A 16,177-nucleotide genomic window follows, 5' to 3' on the forward strand; every position below is an offset into this window, starting at 1 on the left:
CTTTGCGAGAGCGGCACGAAACTGACCGCCAGGGCCTTGCGCAAATCGGCTGCAGGCTGCCCGGCGCCGAATGAGGATAGCGATGACCTACGTCGTCACGGACAATTGCATCAAATGCAAATACACCGACTGTGTTGAAGTCTGCCCGGTGGACTGTTTCTACGAGGGTGAGAATTTCCTCGTCATCAATCCGGACGAATGTATCGACTGCGGCGTCTGCGAGCCGGAATGCCCGGCGGAGGCGATTTTGCCTGACACGGAGCCCGGCCTCGAGAAATGGATCGAGGTCAACGCCGAATACTCTGAGAAGTGGCCGAACATCACTGAGAAAAAAGAACCGTTGCCGGACGCTGAAGAGTTTGACGGCAAGGAAAACAAGTTCGAAAAGTATTTTTCGCCGAATCCTGCGTCCTGATTCGCGAAAACTGCTTGTGCGGCAGACTGCCGCAAGACAAACAAGAACTGCTTAAAACGGCGATTCTTCCATCTTTTTCAGGTACCTGCCCGTGGCGACCGGGCGGGGCCCTTGTGGTGTTTTGGCACCATTAAAGCTCAGTACTTTAATTTTCCACAAAAGTGTGGTACACATGGAAGATAGTCGCCAACCACGAGAACAACCCCCAAAACGGAGTCTTTGAAAACTGTCCCGGGTATCAACAACCGGACAGATCAAGCTCCCGGCAGCTCATATGACTGATCAAGGTTCTAAAGTGGAAAACGTCGACTGACCAGCCCTGACACGCCGCATATCAACAGGCGTTCCATTACGGATCGCTCTGCGGGGTTCGTGTCGCACAAGAACAGGGGACCGCACCGCGGTCCGTCATCGGTCCGAACCCGGACCGCCAACTGCGCAGGAGAGAATACGAGTATGGCAACGAACACCAAAAAGACCGCGCAGCGCCAAGGTTTCAAGACGGGCGAGTACATTGTTTATCCGGCGCATGGCGTCGGCCAGATTACCGCCATTGAAGAGCAGAACGTTGCAGGTCACTCTTTGGAGTTGCTCGTTATCGTTTTTGAACAGGACAAGATGACCCTTCGTGTCCCGGTGGCAAAGATTGCCTCCGTCGGCATGCGCAAGCTTGGCGACCCTGCGGCCGTCAAGAAGGCTCTCGAGACCGTTCGTGGCCGCCCGCGCGTTAAGCGGACGATGTGGAGCCGCCGCGCTCAGGAATATGAAGCCAAGATCAACTCCGGCGACCTGATCGCGATCTCTGAAGTGGTTCGCGATCTTTTCCGCTCTGAAAACCAGCCGGAACAGTCCTACTCTGAACGCCAGCTCTACGAAGCTGCGCTCGACCGTATGGCCCGCGAAATCGCGGCAGTGAACAAATGTTCCGAAACCGAAGCGGTCAAGCAGATCGAACAGAACCTGGCAAAATCTCCGAGCCGCATCAAAGCCGCTGAGGAAGCTGCAGCGGAAGACGACGAGGACAAGGAAGAAGCCGCTTGATCCAAGCGGATTTTCCGAACGCGAAAATCGACGAGGGCCTGGAGAAATCCGGGCCCTTATTCGTTTTGGCACCAACACCTCGCGCGCTGTTCACGCGAAAGTGCACAAAAACTGCCCCAACGGTAGCGATAAGTGATCTAACCTACGCTTCGGTACGTATTTCCCCCGATAACATATCGGAGCGTCGATCATGTCCCAGAGCGAGAAACGTCAACTGGTAAGGGCCGCGATGAAAGCCCCCTACCTCACGCGCGAAGAGGAACTGGAGCTTGCGATCCGCTGGCGACATAACCGGGATGAGAAAGCGCTTGAGAAATTGTCGCTCTCGCACATGCGCCTGGTCATTGCTGTTGCCTCACGCTTCCGCAACTTCGGGCTGTCGCTTGGCGATCTGATCCAGGAGGGCCACGTCGGTCTTCTGGAGGCTGCCGCCCGGTTCGAACCGGAACGGGAAGTGCGCTTTTCCACCTATGCCACGTGGTGGATCCGCGCTTCCATCCAGGACTATATCCTGCGCAACTGGTCGATCGTTCGCGGTGGCACCTCTTCCTCCCAGAAAGCCCTGTTCTTCAACCTTCGGCGCCTGCGTGCCAAGCTCTCCGGCAATCAGACTCCTCTGACCGACAGCGAGCTTCACCAGAAGATCGCCGACGCAATCGGCGTCAAGCAGTCCGATGTCGCCCTCATGAATGCGCGGCTGTCCGGCCCTGACACCTCCCTGAACGCTCCTGTGACCGACAGCGAAGGCTCCAGCGCGGACCGTCAGGACTTCCTTGTGTCCGATGCCCCGTTGCCGGACGAGATCGTGACCGTCAACATCGATGCCGAACGCCGGCGTCGCTGGCTGTCCTCCGCCCTGGAGGTTCTCAGCGAGCGCGAATTGAAGATCGTGCGTGAAAGACGCCTGTCGGAAGAGGGCGCCACGCTGGAATCGCTTGGCGTGAAACTCGGCATTTCCAAGGAACGCGTGCGGCAGATTGAAAGCCGGGCCATGGAAAAACTGAAATCCGCCCTGTTGGCAGCACAGCCGGACAGGGCCGCCTACAGCACCTGACCTCTATCTCCTCCAAGTAACTCTGACGGGCGGACCTTCCGGTCCGCCTTTTTTTGAGCTCCGTCAGTTTTCAGCCAGACAAATGCCGGAGCCGAACCGGGAGAAAAACCGTCAGTCGACGATCAGCTTGATCGCCGTGCCTGTCGGGATCGCCTGATCGGCGTTCAGATCGTTCAGGATGGAGAAGAATTCCAGCCGCCGTGAAGGCTCGACACCGCTCATGCCGATCGCCAGTTTCCGCGGTGTGTCGCCCGGCTTGGAGGTGACGACCTTGATCCGGAGCGAGCGCAGGCGGGCACGCTCGGTCGGCGACAGCTGCTGGAAGCTTTCCACCGTCTGGTGGAAATCCCGGTCGAACGTTTCATTGGGCGAGCGGCTGGCAAAGATGAAGCGATACCCTGTTTTGCCGATCCGGATCACTGCAATGCGGAAGGACCAGCCCTGCGTGATGGCCGCCCCGGTGACCGCCGGCAGGCCGTTGATCGTCGTTTCGCGGACGCTTTCGGGCAGCAGGCCGTTGATCCAGCCGGAGTTCATGTAATCACGCAGGCCGGAATAGCTGCTGACATCTGCCCCGTCGAACCGGATCGCCGTGCCGTCGCCATTGCTGGCCAGAACCGCTTCGGGTGTGTTTTCCAGAATGTAGCCGGAAGGCACGGTGTAGCTGATGCCGAGCGCCTTGTGCAGGAAGGAACGTCCACGGACGAACCCTTCAAGCGGGTCGTCGCCGAACAGCATGCCGTCGATCTGGCTGAGATAGCGGGTGCGGTCACGTTCGCCGATGCCCGGTGCACCGATCTGACGGGCCGCACGGATGGCAATCTGCAAGCGCTCCGGCGTGGAGGGGTGGGAAGACAGGAAGTCTGGCGCGGTCGAGCCCGACTTGTCGGCGGACTGGTAGCGGGCGAAGGCTGCCATGGACCGCAGGAACCGTGCAGCGGCATAGGGGTCGAACCCGGCCCTTGCGAGGGTCTTCACACCGATATCGTCGGCTTCAAGCTCCTGCACCTGGCTGAAGCGGGCAAAGGAAAGCTGCGACGAGATGATCGCCTTGCGGGCTTCCTCGCTGTCCTGCACCACGTCGGTCAGGATCTTGTTGGCAAGCTGCTTGGCTTCAGCGCGTTGCTGCCGCTTGATTGCGTGGTTCGCCGTCACATGCGCCATCTCGTGCGCCAGCACGGCGGCAACTTCCGACGTGTCGTTGGCAAGGGCCAAGAGGCCGCGCGTGACATAAAGATAGCCGCCCGGCAAGGCGAAGGCGTTGATGGCCGGCGAATTCAAAATGGTGATCTTGTAGCTCTGCGAGGGGTCTTCCGATGCCGCCACCAGCCGGCCGACAACGCTCGCAACTGCCCGCTCCGCGCCGGCGTCCTTGTAGACACCGCCATAGGTGGCCACCACGCGCGGATGCTCCCGCTCGCCGATATCAGCCGCTAGGTTGGGGCGCAGTGTACCGGGCGTTACCGTGCCGACGGTCGGTCCGTCGCCAAGCAACTGGCAGGAAGCCACCAGAAGCGCGGAACCGCCTGCAACAAGGTTGCGCAGCCAGGTCCGGCGCAGGCCGCGCCGTGCGGGCAAACATGCCGGCTGACGGAAATCAGTTGCTGCTTTGGCCGTCACGTCCTGCCCTTTTGTCATTCAGTACCACCAGTTGCTCCGGATGGCGGAGCACCATAGACGGTCCGTCCCTTTCCTGGACGGAGCCGCGTATTTCGACAACCTGCCCTTCCAGGGCATCCAGCGTCCAGCCGGATCGCCCGAGGGCCGTGTTGACGTCGTCCTCAGCTGAAGCCTTCAGCGTGACCGTGAAATCTGTTTTCCAGTATTTTCCGAAGTTCAGATAACGGGTGCTGCGCGTTTTTCCAAGGGAAACAATACGTCCTCTTGCAATAACATAGTGCCCGGAAGCGTCGCTGAAAGACTTCGGCGCGGCTGCGGAATAGACAAGACGCGGCGATGTCTCGCCCCAGAGGCCCGCTCGTGCCAGGCTTGCCTGCGTTTCCGCGGCCCGCAAGGCGTCTGCGCACTCAGCTCCGGCATGACCCGGGGCAAAAATGGCAACGCCTGCCTTCAAAAGTTGTTCCTGCAGAAGCGCGGAATGGCCATCATCCGAAACGAACACCCAGCCGGGCGTTAGCCCCCAGCGGTTTTCCGGTCCAGCCGCGACTGCGGTCAGCTCCAGATCAGGCCGACTTTCCAGATAGGCTTGCAAGGTGTTCCGGCCGGCATCTTCGCCGCCCGCCTGTCCTGACGCCTGCATCGGTATCTGGATATCGCTCGCAAGGAAGCGGTCTCCGGCGGCGGACACGAACAAGGCTTCACTGCTGTCGAAGGTCACCTGAACGGTCTGTTCCCGCACCCCGGCGCAAACATCGGCAGCCACGGGTGTTTCCGGGTGCTCCACCCGCGCGCGCTCGTCAGCGGCAACGGCCTGGGTCAGCAGAACGACAGCACAACCGGCAAGCAACGGCGCGGCTGCTGTGCACAGGGTTGTCACCCGCCCGGCCTTTCTCCATCCCGTTTTCTGTCGCCGCTGTGGCACGTCCGCTTCCTTCACCTTGGTACGCGACCCTTTTCCGGAGCGCCTCCTGCAAGCAGGCAGCGCAAGGCACACGTCACCCGACAACATGCATGGCATCGAGCAAGGCTGAGAAAGCGGTCACGATGATCCAAACTGCTAAGCAGCGAATAAGGCAAGTCCAAGACACGCCAGTAAAACGGCAGTAAAAATCCGGACAACGCGGGAGCGGCCCCAAGGTGCGTCAGCGTCCCCCTCGCCGCGCACCGGCTTCCTCGACAAACAATCCCCATCGGCAGCTACAGTCTGTTGCAGCCGGGGGTCGCCACGGACGTCAAATCATGCTAATCGACCGCATAAAGGCCCCGTAGCTCAGCAGGATAGAGCATCAGATTCCTAATCTGAGGGTCGCGCGTTCGAATCGCGCCGGGGTCACCAGTTTTCTCAACATTTCAAAAAATCTGGAAGATCCAGAATGCTCGAAACGGAACCTGTTTCCGATGGGCGTGATTATGTCTCGCATCGCTTAAAGATGCGCTCGGCTCGGTATGGAAGCTGGCGACTGCGAGGTCTACTGGCAGGCCATTGAGCCTGCTGAGGCGTCGATGATCGAAACAGAACGCTCCGAGTTTACTATAGGTGACCTTGAAGAACGCGCCTAGCGCCTTGCGGATAACATAGTGAAGGCGATTTCAACGAAGCCTGCAAATAACCCGGAGATCATGGCACGAGCCCTTCAGATCTACCTCGGCAGGAAGTCTGAGGATGTTGGCCGGGAGTTGCTGCACCTGTGTGACACAGGGGAGCACATGGGGGATCCTGAGGACGATGAAGATCTCGAGTACTGATCACTCCATATGAACCTCCTAAGGGATGCATTTTGCATAGCTTCTCGCGTCCCTCTATCAATCGAGTATGCCTCTCCCCTTTCACACTGTGCATTCCTCACAGAGGCACCTGCGACAATGCTCGGGTGATGTAAACGGAGCAAGCGAAGCAACCACAAGCTTTATTGCCTCCGATTCGCCAGCAAGATAATATGTGATTCGTCAAGAGGAAGGTGAAAGATGCAACTGCCAAAAACCCTCGAACGTGAACCGTTAGTCGATGCGGTTTTCGAGGTAAGGTTGAGCGATACAGTACCGCTTGCTGACATCCTTCCGGGTTACCTATTCCACCAGCTTAAGCCGCGACCAGAAATCAAACGCCTTCCCGCTGCGGAGATCCCCTTACCGATGAGGGCATCAGATCCCAACATGCAGTGTACGCCGGTAATGCGCTTGGACTGGAGCCAGTACTATATATCGTTCGGAGATCGGGCGATCTCAATCAGCTGCAAAATGCCATATCCCAAGTGGGCAGCCTTCAAGGCCACGACCCTTGAAATACTGAACCACCTGTCACATGTCGAAATACCGGGAAAGGTTGAGCGCTATTCCGTCAAGTACGTCAACATAATCGAAGCGGCCACCGTTGCTGAGCAACTGTCAAAGATAAATCTGCAAATCAAGTATGGTCCCGTTGAGGTGGCAGAAAGAGACAACGTTAATCTGCAAGTTCAGCGTCACGATGGTGATGTTATTCAGATCCTAGAGGCCGTGACGAATGCGCAAGCTAAGAGAACCGGTGAGACGTCGAGATCCGGCGTCTTAGTGAGCATCGATTCAATTCGCAACGTTAGTGGAGTGGACTTCCGCAGCCTAGCTAACAACATCGAACCGGGTTTGGAAGAACTCAGACAAACCAATAAGCAGATGTTCTTTGGCTGCCTTACCGAAAAAACCATTGAAGAATTAGGGCCGGTCTATGAGTGAACAATATGAAATCGCGCGTACTGCAATCCAGGCAACGTTCGTAGTGGGCCTTGCTGCAGTTATGACCAACGGCGAACCTGAATGGCCAACTCAGGATAACACCGGCTCATATTCGGTGGCGCAAAGTGCGTCGACCTTCAGTGAACGCAACTTAGCGCCAACCAGGCAATCAGATCCGCAAGAAGACAACTTTAAACTCGAGATGGCGTCAGTATTTGCCAGCATTGCCGACAATCAAGAACCTCTAGGCAAAGAGTTCGAAGATATCTGGGATAACAACGCCGAAAGCTTATATGAGGCATAACGTCTATCATGAGCTTTACCGAGGATGACCTTAAGGTACACGTACCTTACTACCTTTCCGCTGAGGACAAAGTGACCCTCATCGATGAACTGAAAGCCATCTCCCAAGGTGGGCAAGCGAACTATTACCTAAGCCCATACCACGATGAATTCAAAGCAGAGATGCTACAAGGCGACGGGTGGAGTGGGTTCACCTTTTTTGTTCACCAAACTAAAAAACTCATTGATATCAAAGCTTTAGTGCTTTCGAACTCATGTGACATTGATCCCGAAAATCCAAGAGATATTCCGACGCGCGTTGTTTACGCTCCTTTGGTTAAGCTTGCTGCCTTTGAGCAGCTACTCAGTGACAGCCAACTACCCAAAGATAAAGTGGCCTCAAAAATTGACTCGATCAGAGCACAAAAGACGACAAATATTTTTTACCTTCCAGCAGGCGGCCCACTCACTGACGAATACATAGTACGCTTAGATGAGTCTCAGTCTATTCCGAGATCCATGCTCGAAGAAGGTGGAACTACTGAGAAATTACTCACACTCAGCAACACCGGCTTCTACATGTTGATATTTAAGATTTCGATACATTTCTGCAGACTTCACGAGAAGGTCAATCGAACGTATCAGGCGGCTTCTTAGCTAACCTCGCCGTACACATAAAAGCAAGCCAACATTCTCCAATACTATGCTTTGAAAGACAACTCCGACTTAGGAGACGCAGCTTCCAAAAAAAGTCATTGCGTGAGACGAAGCTCGGCCGAACAACGCTCGCTCCAGGCCGGATAAAATGCTGCGCACAGGGGTTGCATCCAAGCCGAATGGCTTAAGTCAGGTTTGAATGCGCAGGCAAAGGGCGCCTGCGCCGGACGTTTGTCGGTTGCCTTACGGCGTGACTGGCGTGTGCAGCGTCGTGACCGGGATGCCGGTGGCGACGGAGCCGTCGGTCAGGGCATGGCTGGGGTTGGCGGCCTTGGTGGCGGCGACACCGGCGAGGATCATGGCGACGACGGCGATGCTCCAGAATTTCATGGCACTGCTCCCTTTGGTGAAGAGCGCTCCTGCCGCGCAGGCGCAAGCTCTGTTCAGACCTGTACGCCCGGCCAGGGGTGACCGGGCGTACAAAAGCCGACCTTTTCAAACAGATGGCGCATCCGGTGACCGTCTCGGCAGACGTGGGAGGCAAATTCGCCACGATTCGAACTTCGACTTTCGTCTATATTAGACTTTAGGATGAGATTGAACAATGCCGTAGAGTTACTTATTCGGCAAGCCTCTGACATGACTTGGCTTTTGGGCTTGGGCGCGACAGAAATCGCCTACCAGCTTCGCATGGATAAGGACAGACATCCCTGAAAAGGGGCGTTATGCGCTGCGCGGCTTGCGCCTTTGCGCCGCCAGTTCCCGCGTATACGCCGACAGGGCGTCCAGATGCTGCGCGGCAGCGGCGCTGTCGCGCGCGGCCAGCGCATCGGCCAGGGCCTGATGCAGATCGGCGATCCGTTCGCGGTCGCGCAGGCGGTAGACCAGCATGTTCATAAGTGGCTGCATTGCCTCGAAAGCAGCCGACAACTGGAAAACCAGGATCGGGTTGTCCGTTGCCCGCGCCACGGCCGAATGAAAGGCGACGTCCGACGCGCAAAAGTCCTCGTCGCTTGTGTCACGGTTTCTCTGCCGGGAAATTTCACGGGCAAGTTCGGACAGCTGGTCCTCGGTGCGTTTTTCCGCAGCCAGCGGCAACGCGGCAGCTTCCAGCGCAAAGCGGGCCTCGATGGCGTCTTCCAGCGGAATGTCGTTCATGCCGATCAGAAGCCGCGTGGTGGTCATCAGGTTGTCCTGAGCTTCGGCCCAGGTCATGCGATTGACGAAAGCCCCACCGGAAGAACCCCGCTCGCTGCGGATAAGGTTCTGGGCGGCAAGCCGTTTCAAGGCCTCGCGAACAGTCGACCGCGACACGCCGAAGCGCTCCGCCAGATCGGCTTCGCTCGGCAGGCGTTCCTCGCCGGCAAGCCGGCCTTCCAGAATGGCATTGCGGATGGCATTGGCGATCTGGACCGAAAGGCCCTCTTTTTGAATCGTGTTGAATTCAATCGCCAAAAGAACCTCCGAATTTTCGCCTGAACCCCGGCAAACCTAAAGAGACGACCCGACACGGTCAAACAAATTGTTTAAATGTCTGACAATTAAATGTTTGACTTTTAGAGACTGCCCCCGCAGCCTAGGCGAAAATTTATCGGGAGGATCGGGTGGACACCGTTGCGCGGCTCATGCCTGGCCACAGAGCGTTCTGGCTGACCTTTTATGCCGCCATTCTGGTGGCCTGGGCCGTCCTGTTCGCCATGCAGGCAGGCGGCCTGAGGGAAACCACGGACTGGCAGCTTACCGGGCTCCGCATCGGGCAGCCGCTGGAGGCATTCCTGTCCCTGTGCTCGGCAACAGCCGCCAATATCGGCTTCGGGGTCGCCGTCCTGATGTGGGCCCTGATGGCTCTGGCGATGATGGCACCAACAGCCTTTCCCGCTTTTCGCACCTATGCGCAGCTGACACAGACAGCCGCCGCAGGCATCTTACCACTGGCCGCGCTTGTGGGTGGGTATCTGGCTGTCTGGCTCGGATTTTCGCTTCTGGCCGGTTCTCTTCAGGTCTGGCTGGCAGGACAGAACCTGCTCGATCCATTCGGCAAATCCGTTTCCAACCCGTTGAACGCAGCCCTGTTGCTGCTGGCAGGGGCTTATCAGTTCAGCCGCCTCAAGCAGGCCTGCCTCAGCTCCTGCCGGAACCCGCTGACCTTTTTCTTCAACCATTGGCAGCCGGGGGCCCGGGGCGGGCTTTCGCTTGGCCTCAGGCTTGGCGCCGTCTGCCTTGGCTGCTGCTGGGCCTTGATGCTGCTCGCGTTTGTCGCCGGCACCATGAATCTCGCCTTCATGGGAGGCGCCATGGTGCTGATGACACTGGAAAAACTTCCCGACATCGGCGCGAAACTTACCGCGCCGGTCGGCGTTTTCCTCATTCTGGCCGGACTGGTCGTTCTGGTTCTGCCGTTATTACCAATAACCATATAGGGAGAAAATCATGTCCGGCTGGGCCATCAGAGGAGAACTGATCCTCAACTGCAATTGCACCGTCTTCTGCCCCTGCGTGGTATCGCTCGGCAAGCACCCGCCCACAGAGGGTTATTGCCAGGCCTGGGCGGGTGTGCGCATCGACGAAGGCCACTATGAGGGCGAGGACCTGTCCGGCCTCAATGTTGGCCTCGTCCTGGAAATTCCGGGCCTGATGGCCCGCGGCAACTGGAAGGCCGCCGCCTATATCGACGAGCGCGCCAGCGAAGCGGCCTATGACGGATTGATCAAGATCTTCTCCGGCCAGGCCAAGGGCACCACCGGCCTGTTCCGGGTTCTGGTCAGCGAGTTTCTGGGCGCAGAACGCGCTCCTGTCTCCTACACCAACGAAGGCAAGAAACGCCGCCTGATCGTCGGCAAGGCGATCAAGGGCGAGGTGGAGCCTGTGCGCGGCGCCAATCCGGACGAGGATATCGTCGTCAAGAACACCGAATACTGGATGGGTTCGGACATCACGGTCGCCACCGCCACGCAAGGCCGCGTACGCGCTTACGGCAGGGTCTGGGATTTTGACGGCAGAAGTGCTGAAATCTGCCAGATCGACTGGTCCGGCCCGGCGGCGGAAGCCGCCGCCTGAAACCGAAGAGAAAAGGGAACAGCTCATGACCTTCAAGGCACTGATTGTCGACAAGGACGAAGACGGCAAAACCCACGCCTCGATTGAGAACATCGACGTGAGCCGGTTGCCGGAAGCCGATGTCACCGTTGCCGTGGAATACTCCACGCTCAACTACAAGGACGGCCTGTGCCTTGGCCCGGGAGGAGGACTGGTTCGAAACTATCCGCATGTGCCCGGCATCGACTTTGCCGGAACCGTCGAGGAAAGCTCCGACGACTGGTACAAGCCGGGCGACAAGGTGGTGCTGACCGGCTGGCGCGTCGGCGAAGCGTGGTGGGGCGGCTACGCCCAGAAGGCACGGGTAAAGGGCGAGTGGCTCGTCCCATTGCCGGAAGGCTTGACCACGCGCAACGCCATGGCCATCGGCACAGCCGGCTTCACGGCCATGCTTGCGGTCATGGCGCTTGAGGAGCACGGGCTGAAGCCTGAAAACGGGCCGGTTCTGGTCACCGGTGCCGCTGGCGGCGTCGGCTCCGTCGCAACCGCCATTCTGGCCAATCTCGGCTACGAGGTTGCCGCCGTCACCGGACGCGAGAGCACCTGGGATTACCTGAAGTCTCTTGGCGCCGCCCGCGTGGTGCCGCGCGATGACGTTGCCGAAACGGTCAAGCGCCCCCTGGAAAGCGAAACCTGGGCGGGCTGCATCGATGCCGTCGGCGGTCCGATGCTCGCACGTGTTCTCGGCCAAATGAAATACGGCGCATCCGTTGCAGCCGTCGGCCTTGCAGGCGGCGCCAATCTGCCGGCAACCGTCATCCCGTTCCTGCTGCGCGGCGTCAACCTGCTGGGCATCGACAGCGTCATGAAGCCGTATGACGGCCGCCTGAAAGCCTGGGAACGGCTGGCGAAAGACCTGCCGATGGACAAGCTGGAAGCGATGATCCACCCGGCAACCCTTGAAGACCTGCCGGCGCTTGGTGCCGACATCCTGAAAGGCCAGGTCAAGGGCCGTGTCGTCGTCGACGTGAATGCCTGAGTCAATCCCTTGCCCGGGTGGACAATGCGTCTGCCCGGGCGAACTCTGTCTTCAGAAAATCGATCATCACCCGCACCTTGAGTGGCAGATAGGCCCTGCTCGGATAAAGGATCCATGCGGCGGTTTCGAAGTTCGCCGGAGCACACGTGTGGTCGGGAAAGAGATCCACCAGCCGGCCGTCCTTCAGGTCGCTCGCAATCAGCCAGTCGGCCAGCAATGCCGGACCAAGGCCAAGCCTGGCTGCTTCGCGTAGCGCAAGCGCGCTTGAAATTGTCGTTCTGCCAGACACTTCCACATCGAAGGGCGCGTCATCCCCAAGCCTGAAGCGCCAGGCATTGCGAAAATCCGGCAATGCAAAACACAGGCAATTTCGGGCAGACAGGTCACCCGGCGCTTCCGGATGCCCTTCCCTTTCAAGATAGTCCTGCGAGGCCACCACCCGGTAATGGGTCTGCAGCAGCTTTGTGGAAATGAGATCGCCTTTCGGCGCCGCAGCCAGGCGGATAGCAAGGTCCAGTCCTTCGGCCAGAAGGTCGAGATTGCTGTCGGAGGGGAAAAGCTCGACCGAGATATCCGGGTACCGGTCGTGAAACACCGGCAGAAGCGGGACGATTCCTTCCAGCACGAAAGCAACCGACGCCGTCATGCGCAAGGTTCCCCGTGGCTGCTGGCTTCTGGCGGCAATGTCCTCGTTCGCCGCCTCGATCTCCTCCACAAGCGGCGCAACCCGCTGGAGATAGGCTTCGCCCGCCTCCGTCAGCGACAGCTTGCGCGTGCTGCGCTGGAAAAGCCTCTGACCAAGCTCCCGCTCGATTGCAGAAACCGTCCGGGACACATTCGAGGCATCGAGATCCAGCGCCCGCGCGGCAGCTGCCAGGCTGCCAAGGTCGCGGACGAGCAGGATTGTCTTGAGGGCTTGCAGATCCATTCATGCAGAATAAGCACGAATATCCTGCGAGCTACAGTGTTTTTCCTCCACATGCGCAGAAATAACCTCCGGGCATCATCCAACCAGGAGATACCCGCATGACACTGCTTCTGCGCATCAATTCCAGTTCCCGCCAGACCGGCTCGCACTCCACCGCCATTGCCGATCATTTCGAGGCAAGCTACCGCCGCAAACATCCCGACTGCCGCGTCATCTCGCGAAATGTTGCCGATGGCTCCATCCCGATCATCGGCCAGAAGACCATCGAAGGTTTCTATACCGAGCCCGCCTCCATGACCGCAGACCTGAAGGAAGCGACAGCCCTTTCCGACAAATTGATCGCCGAACTTCAGGAAGCCGACACCCTGCTGATTGCCGCGCCGATCTACAATTTCGCAGTTCCCGCAGCTCTCAAGGCCTGGATCGACCAGATCGTTCGTGTCGGGCACACATTTTCGTTTGACGGCAACAGCTTTCAGGGACTTGCAAAAACCCGGCGCGCGGTGGTGATTTCCGCCTATGGGGCCGAAGGCTATCTTGACGGCCAGCCCTTTGCCGCAGCCAACTTCGTTCAGCCTTACCTCAAGTTCCTGTTGTCGTTCCTGGGCGTTGAGGATATCCGCTTCATTGCCGTGCAAGGCACCGTCGCCGATCCTGAAAAGGTCTCTGCCAGCCTTCAGGCCGCCCGGCAGGAATGCGATCTGGCTGCCTGATCGGCCTTGCTGGCGAACACCGGTCTCCGCGGCGACTGCTTTTGCCGCGGAGGACCGTGCCGCAGATCTGGCCGAAACCGCCAAAAAAGGCGCGCAAACCGGTTGCATTCCAAGGAAAGCTCCCATATAAGCGCCCGGTCCAGAGTCGTCCGGCTCGTCGTGGACTGGTTTTCTGTGTTCTTGCGCAGACCGTTTTCGACAACCGAGGGCATGCCGTGTCGGCTCTGAATGCACCAACAAAAGAGTATCCGTTCTGAACGGATGCACCAAGGAAAGGATGCAAAATGCCCAAGCTGAAAACGAAGTCCGGCGCCAAAAAGCGCTTTAAAGTGACCGCGACCGGCAAGGTGAAGACCGCGCAGGCCGGCAAGCGTCATGGCATGATCAAGCGCACGAACAAGTTCATCCGCAACGCCCGTGGCACCACCACGCTGAGCGACCAGGATGCAAAGATCGTGAAGCAGTTCCTGCCCTACGCATAAAGCCAGCCCCGAAGGAGATCACCTAAATGTCACGCGTCAAACGGGGCGTTACCGCCCACGCTCGCCACAAAAAAGTAATCAAGGCAGCAAAAGGCTATTACGGCCGCCGCAAGAATACCATCCGCGTTGCCAAGCAGGCCGTCGAGAAAGCCGGCCAGTACGCTTATCGCGACCGCAAGGCCAAGAAGCGCAACTTCCGTTCGCTCTGGATCCAGCGCATTAATGCGGCAACCCGCCAGCACGGCATGACCTATGGCCGCTTCATCGACGGTCTGAACAAGGCCGGCATCGAAGTCGACCGCAAGGTTCTGTCCGACCTCGCCATCAACCAGCCGGATGCCTTCAAGGCCCTGGTTGATCAGGCTCAGGGCGCCCTGGCCGCTTAAGGCAGGCTTCCCGATCCGATTTGAAAAACGCGGTTCATTCGAGCCGCGTTTTTTGTTGTCTGGTGGCTGCCTATGAACCCGGCAATTCAAAGCTGCATTTTCAAGCAACTCTCTTTTTTATTGCAAACCCCGGAAATTGAAGCCTACCCTTCCGGTTCCGATGAGGCTGACCCTTCGTCAGCCTTGCGGAAAACAAGGAGGGTTGGATCCATGCAGCTTGTCGAGGCGTTCTTCGCCCTAATCGGCGACCTGACCTGGGGGTGGGCACTCATCCCGTTTCTCGTCGTCATTGGCATCTTCTTCACGGTCGTTACCGGTTTCGTTCAGCTACGCTTCTTCCTGCGTATGTTCCGCGTATTGTCTTCCAAGAACCAGTCGGGTGATCCCAACGCGATCTCTGCCCGCGAAGCGCTGCTTCTGTCTGTCGGCGGCCGGGTTGGTGGCGGCAACATCGCCGGCGTCGCCGTGGCGATCACCCTCGGTGGCCCCGGCGCAGTCTTCTGGATGTGGGCCGTTGCCCTTGTCGGCATGGCAACCAGCCTGATCGAGTGTTCGCTCGCCCAGCTCTACAAGCGCTCCACCGGTGACGGCACGTATCGTGGCGGACCCGCCCGCACCATCATCCATGGCCTTGGCGCCGATTACCGCTGGCTTGCAGTGCTTTATGCACTCTGCCTCATGGCCTCCTTTGCCTTCGGCTTCAACGCCTTTCAGGGCAACACCGTGGCGGGCGCCGCGGAAGAAAGCCTCGGCATCGGCCGGCTGTGGACGGGCATTGGCCTGACTGTGGTGACCGGCCTGATTGTCTTTGGCGGCATCCACCGTATTGCCAAGGCAGCGGACGTCATCGTGCCGATCATGGCCGTCGGCTATATCGGCATGGCGCTCGTGATCATCCTTCTCAACATCACCGAGGTGCCTGGCGTCATCTATTCCATCGTTCTCAACGCCTTCGGGCTGGAAGAGGTGGTCGGCGGCGGCATGGGCGCAGCCCTTGCGCAAGGCCTGCGCCGCGGGCTGTTCTCCAACGAGGCCGGCCTCGGCTCGGCTCCCAACGTTGCCGCCACAGCGGAAGTCCGCCACCCGATCAGCCAGGGCATCACCCAGTCCTTCTCGGTCTTCATCGACACAATGATCATCTGCACCTGCACGGCGCTGATCATCCTGCTCGGCGATGTCTATGTGCCGGGTGCAGAAGGCGTTGACGGCGTGGTCCTGACCCAGCAGTCCCTTGCCTCCCACCTCGGTGGCTGGACGAGCTATTTCCTGACGGGCGCAGTGCTGCTTTTCGCGTTCAGTTCCATCATCTACAACTACTACCTCGGCGAAAACGCCCTCAGTTCGATGACATCCAGCACCATGGCCCTGCACGTTCTCAGGGTCGCCGTGATGGGCGTCGTGTTCCTGGGGGCGACAGCACCGAATGCAACCTCGGTGTTCTTCTTCTCCGATCCGCTGATGGGCGTCCTGGCGGTCGTCAACCTACTGGCTCTGATGATGCTGTTCCCGACGGCAAAGCGGATCCTGGACGATTTCAAGAGCCAGCTTCGGGAAGGTGTCGCCCGACCGGTGTTGAACCCTGACAACTTCGCGGATCTCGACATCGACCGCAGCGCCTGGACCGGCAAGGCGCCGGACTGACGGGCTCAAAAGACGATCTCTTGCACTGGCGCGGCCTCCTGGTCGCGCCAGTCTGCCTGCGCCGGGGCCTGCCAACGCTTTTCTTTTGAAGCCCGATGTGGTCCTGTTCCCGTGTCGGTTCCGTCAGCAAAAGCGAGGCAGCAGGTTGCCCCTGACAGCGAAACAAAATGG

The 16,177-nt window shown here is 58.8% G+C and carries 19 protein-coding genes and 1 tRNA gene; 15 read left to right on the plus strand and 5 right to left on the minus strand.

Translation table 11 applies throughout. The annotated features are described in order from the left end of the window. Window positions 1–82 precede the first annotated feature (82 nt). The 3 genes from fdxA (at window position 83) to ACVDG9_RS24645 (ending at window position 2,510) form a co-directional block, all read left to right on the plus strand. Window positions 83–415, plus strand: coding sequence for a ferredoxin FdxA (fdxA, locus tag ACVDG9_RS24635; protein WP_031270075.1), 333 nt, complete (start codon window positions 83–85; stop codon window positions 413–415). 456 nt (window positions 416–871) lie between these two features. Further along, window positions 872–1,456, plus strand: a complete 585-nt coding sequence (locus tag ACVDG9_RS24640) for a CarD family transcriptional regulator (RefSeq protein ID WP_023002626.1) — start codon at window positions 872–874, stop codon at window positions 1,454–1,456. Between the two features lie 190 nt (window positions 1,457–1,646). After that, a complete protein-coding gene (locus ACVDG9_RS24645) occupies window positions 1,647–2,510 on the plus strand; it encodes an RNA polymerase factor sigma-32 (RefSeq protein WP_055660074.1) in 864 nt (287 codons plus the stop codon). A 111-nt stretch (window positions 2,511–2,621) separates the two neighbouring features. Here the strand turns inward: ACVDG9_RS24645 and ACVDG9_RS24650 are convergent, their stop codons facing one another. After that, window positions 2,622–4,148, minus strand: coding sequence for a M48 family metalloprotease (locus ACVDG9_RS24650; protein WP_208992226.1), 1,527 nt, complete (start codon window positions 4,146–4,148; stop codon window positions 2,622–2,624). Continuing rightward, window positions 4,108–5,007 carry a thermonuclease family protein gene (locus ACVDG9_RS24655; RefSeq protein ID WP_447239236.1) on the minus strand — a complete coding sequence of 300 codons (900 nt, stop codon included), beginning with the start codon at window positions 5,005–5,007 and terminating at the stop codon, window positions 4,108–4,110. Before ACVDG9_RS24655 ends, ACVDG9_RS24650 begins: the two co-directional genes overlap by 41 nt. A 382-nt stretch (window positions 5,008–5,389) precedes the next feature. Between ACVDG9_RS24655 and ACVDG9_RS24660 the strand changes: the two genes are divergently transcribed. The 5 genes from ACVDG9_RS24660 (at window position 5,390) to ACVDG9_RS24680 (ending at window position 7,781) form a co-directional block, all read left to right on the plus strand. Further along, a tRNA-Arg gene (locus ACVDG9_RS24660) sits at window positions 5,390–5,466 on the plus strand. 284 nt (window positions 5,467–5,750) lie between these two features. Continuing rightward, a complete protein-coding gene (locus tag ACVDG9_RS24665) occupies window positions 5,751–5,876 on the plus strand; it encodes a hypothetical protein (RefSeq protein WP_447239237.1) in 126 nt (41 codons plus the stop codon). A gap of 219 nt (window positions 5,877–6,095) precedes the next feature. Then, window positions 6,096–6,842: a TIGR04255 family protein gene (locus tag ACVDG9_RS24670; RefSeq protein WP_447239238.1), complete on the plus strand. Its 747-nt coding sequence runs from the start codon at window positions 6,096–6,098 to the stop codon at window positions 6,840–6,842. Continuing rightward, a complete protein-coding gene (locus ACVDG9_RS24675) occupies window positions 6,835–7,146 on the plus strand; it encodes a hypothetical protein (protein ID WP_447239239.1) in 312 nt (103 codons plus the stop codon). Before ACVDG9_RS24670 ends, ACVDG9_RS24675 begins: the two co-directional genes overlap by 8 nt. Before the next feature lie 8 nt (window positions 7,147–7,154). Continuing rightward, window positions 7,155–7,781, plus strand: coding sequence for a hypothetical protein (locus ACVDG9_RS24680; protein WP_447239240.1), 627 nt, complete (start codon window positions 7,155–7,157; stop codon window positions 7,779–7,781). Window positions 7,782–8,024: 243 nt separating this feature from the next. Here the strand turns inward: ACVDG9_RS24680 and ACVDG9_RS24685 are convergent, their stop codons facing one another. Both ACVDG9_RS24685 and ACVDG9_RS24690 read right to left on the minus strand, forming a co-directional pair. Beyond that, entirely contained in the window at window positions 8,025–8,171 is a 147-nt protein-coding gene (locus tag ACVDG9_RS24685) for a hypothetical protein (RefSeq protein WP_023002620.1), read from the minus strand. Window positions 8,172–8,504: 333 nt separating this feature from the next. After that, on the minus strand, window positions 8,505–9,236 hold the full coding sequence (locus ACVDG9_RS24690; protein WP_447239241.1) for a FadR/GntR family transcriptional regulator: 732 nt from the start codon (window positions 9,234–9,236) through the stop codon (window positions 8,505–8,507). A gap of 149 nt (window positions 9,237–9,385) precedes the next feature. Here ACVDG9_RS24690 and ACVDG9_RS24695 point away from each other — a divergent pair, with 149 nt between their 5' ends. The 3 genes from ACVDG9_RS24695 to acuI are packed head-to-tail and all read left to right on the plus strand — an operon-like array spanning window position 9,386 to window position 11,856. Next, window positions 9,386–10,201 (plus strand): DUF2182 domain-containing protein, encoded by an 816-nt coding sequence (locus ACVDG9_RS24695; RefSeq protein ID WP_447239243.1) that lies wholly within the window; start codon window positions 9,386–9,388, stop codon window positions 10,199–10,201. A 10-nt stretch (window positions 10,202–10,211) separates the two neighbouring features. Next, a complete protein-coding gene (locus tag ACVDG9_RS24700) occupies window positions 10,212–10,838 on the plus strand; it encodes a DUF1326 domain-containing protein (protein ID WP_023002616.1) in 627 nt (208 codons plus the stop codon). 25 nt (window positions 10,839–10,863) lie between these two features. Continuing rightward, window positions 10,864–11,856 carry an acryloyl-CoA reductase gene (gene acuI, locus ACVDG9_RS24705; protein WP_031270065.1) on the plus strand — a complete coding sequence of 331 codons (993 nt, stop codon included), beginning with the start codon at window positions 10,864–10,866 and terminating at the stop codon, window positions 11,854–11,856. Window position 11,857: 1 nt separating this feature from the next. Here the strand turns inward: acuI and ACVDG9_RS24710 are convergent, their stop codons facing one another. Continuing rightward, window positions 11,858–12,784, minus strand: coding sequence for a LysR family transcriptional regulator (locus ACVDG9_RS24710; RefSeq protein WP_447239244.1), 927 nt, complete (start codon window positions 12,782–12,784; stop codon window positions 11,858–11,860). A 98-nt stretch (window positions 12,785–12,882) separates the two neighbouring features. On the opposite strand from ACVDG9_RS24710, the gene ACVDG9_RS24715 reads away from it, so the two are divergent. The 4 genes from ACVDG9_RS24715 (at window position 12,883) to ACVDG9_RS24730 (ending at window position 16,006) form a co-directional block, all read left to right on the plus strand. Next, on the plus strand, window positions 12,883–13,497 hold the full coding sequence (locus ACVDG9_RS24715; protein WP_447239245.1) for an FMN-dependent NADH-azoreductase: 615 nt from the start codon (window positions 12,883–12,885) through the stop codon (window positions 13,495–13,497). A 284-nt stretch (window positions 13,498–13,781) separates the two neighbouring features. After that, window positions 13,782–13,979, plus strand: coding sequence for a 50S ribosomal protein L35 (gene rpmI, locus ACVDG9_RS24720; protein WP_023002610.1), 198 nt, complete (start codon window positions 13,782–13,784; stop codon window positions 13,977–13,979). Between the two features lie 26 nt (window positions 13,980–14,005). After that, window positions 14,006–14,365, plus strand: coding sequence for a 50S ribosomal protein L20 (gene rplT, locus ACVDG9_RS24725; protein WP_023002609.1), 360 nt, complete (start codon window positions 14,006–14,008; stop codon window positions 14,363–14,365). Between the two features lie 210 nt (window positions 14,366–14,575). Next, the gene (locus ACVDG9_RS24730; protein ID WP_229005216.1) at window positions 14,576–16,006 is read left to right on the plus strand and encodes an alanine/glycine:cation symporter family protein; all 1,431 of its coding nucleotides are present in this window, start codon (window positions 14,576–14,578) and stop codon (window positions 16,004–16,006) included. Window positions 16,007–16,177: the final 171 nt, after the last annotated feature.

The sequence above is a fragment of the Roseibium sp. RP-7 genome, assembly GCF_053005225.1.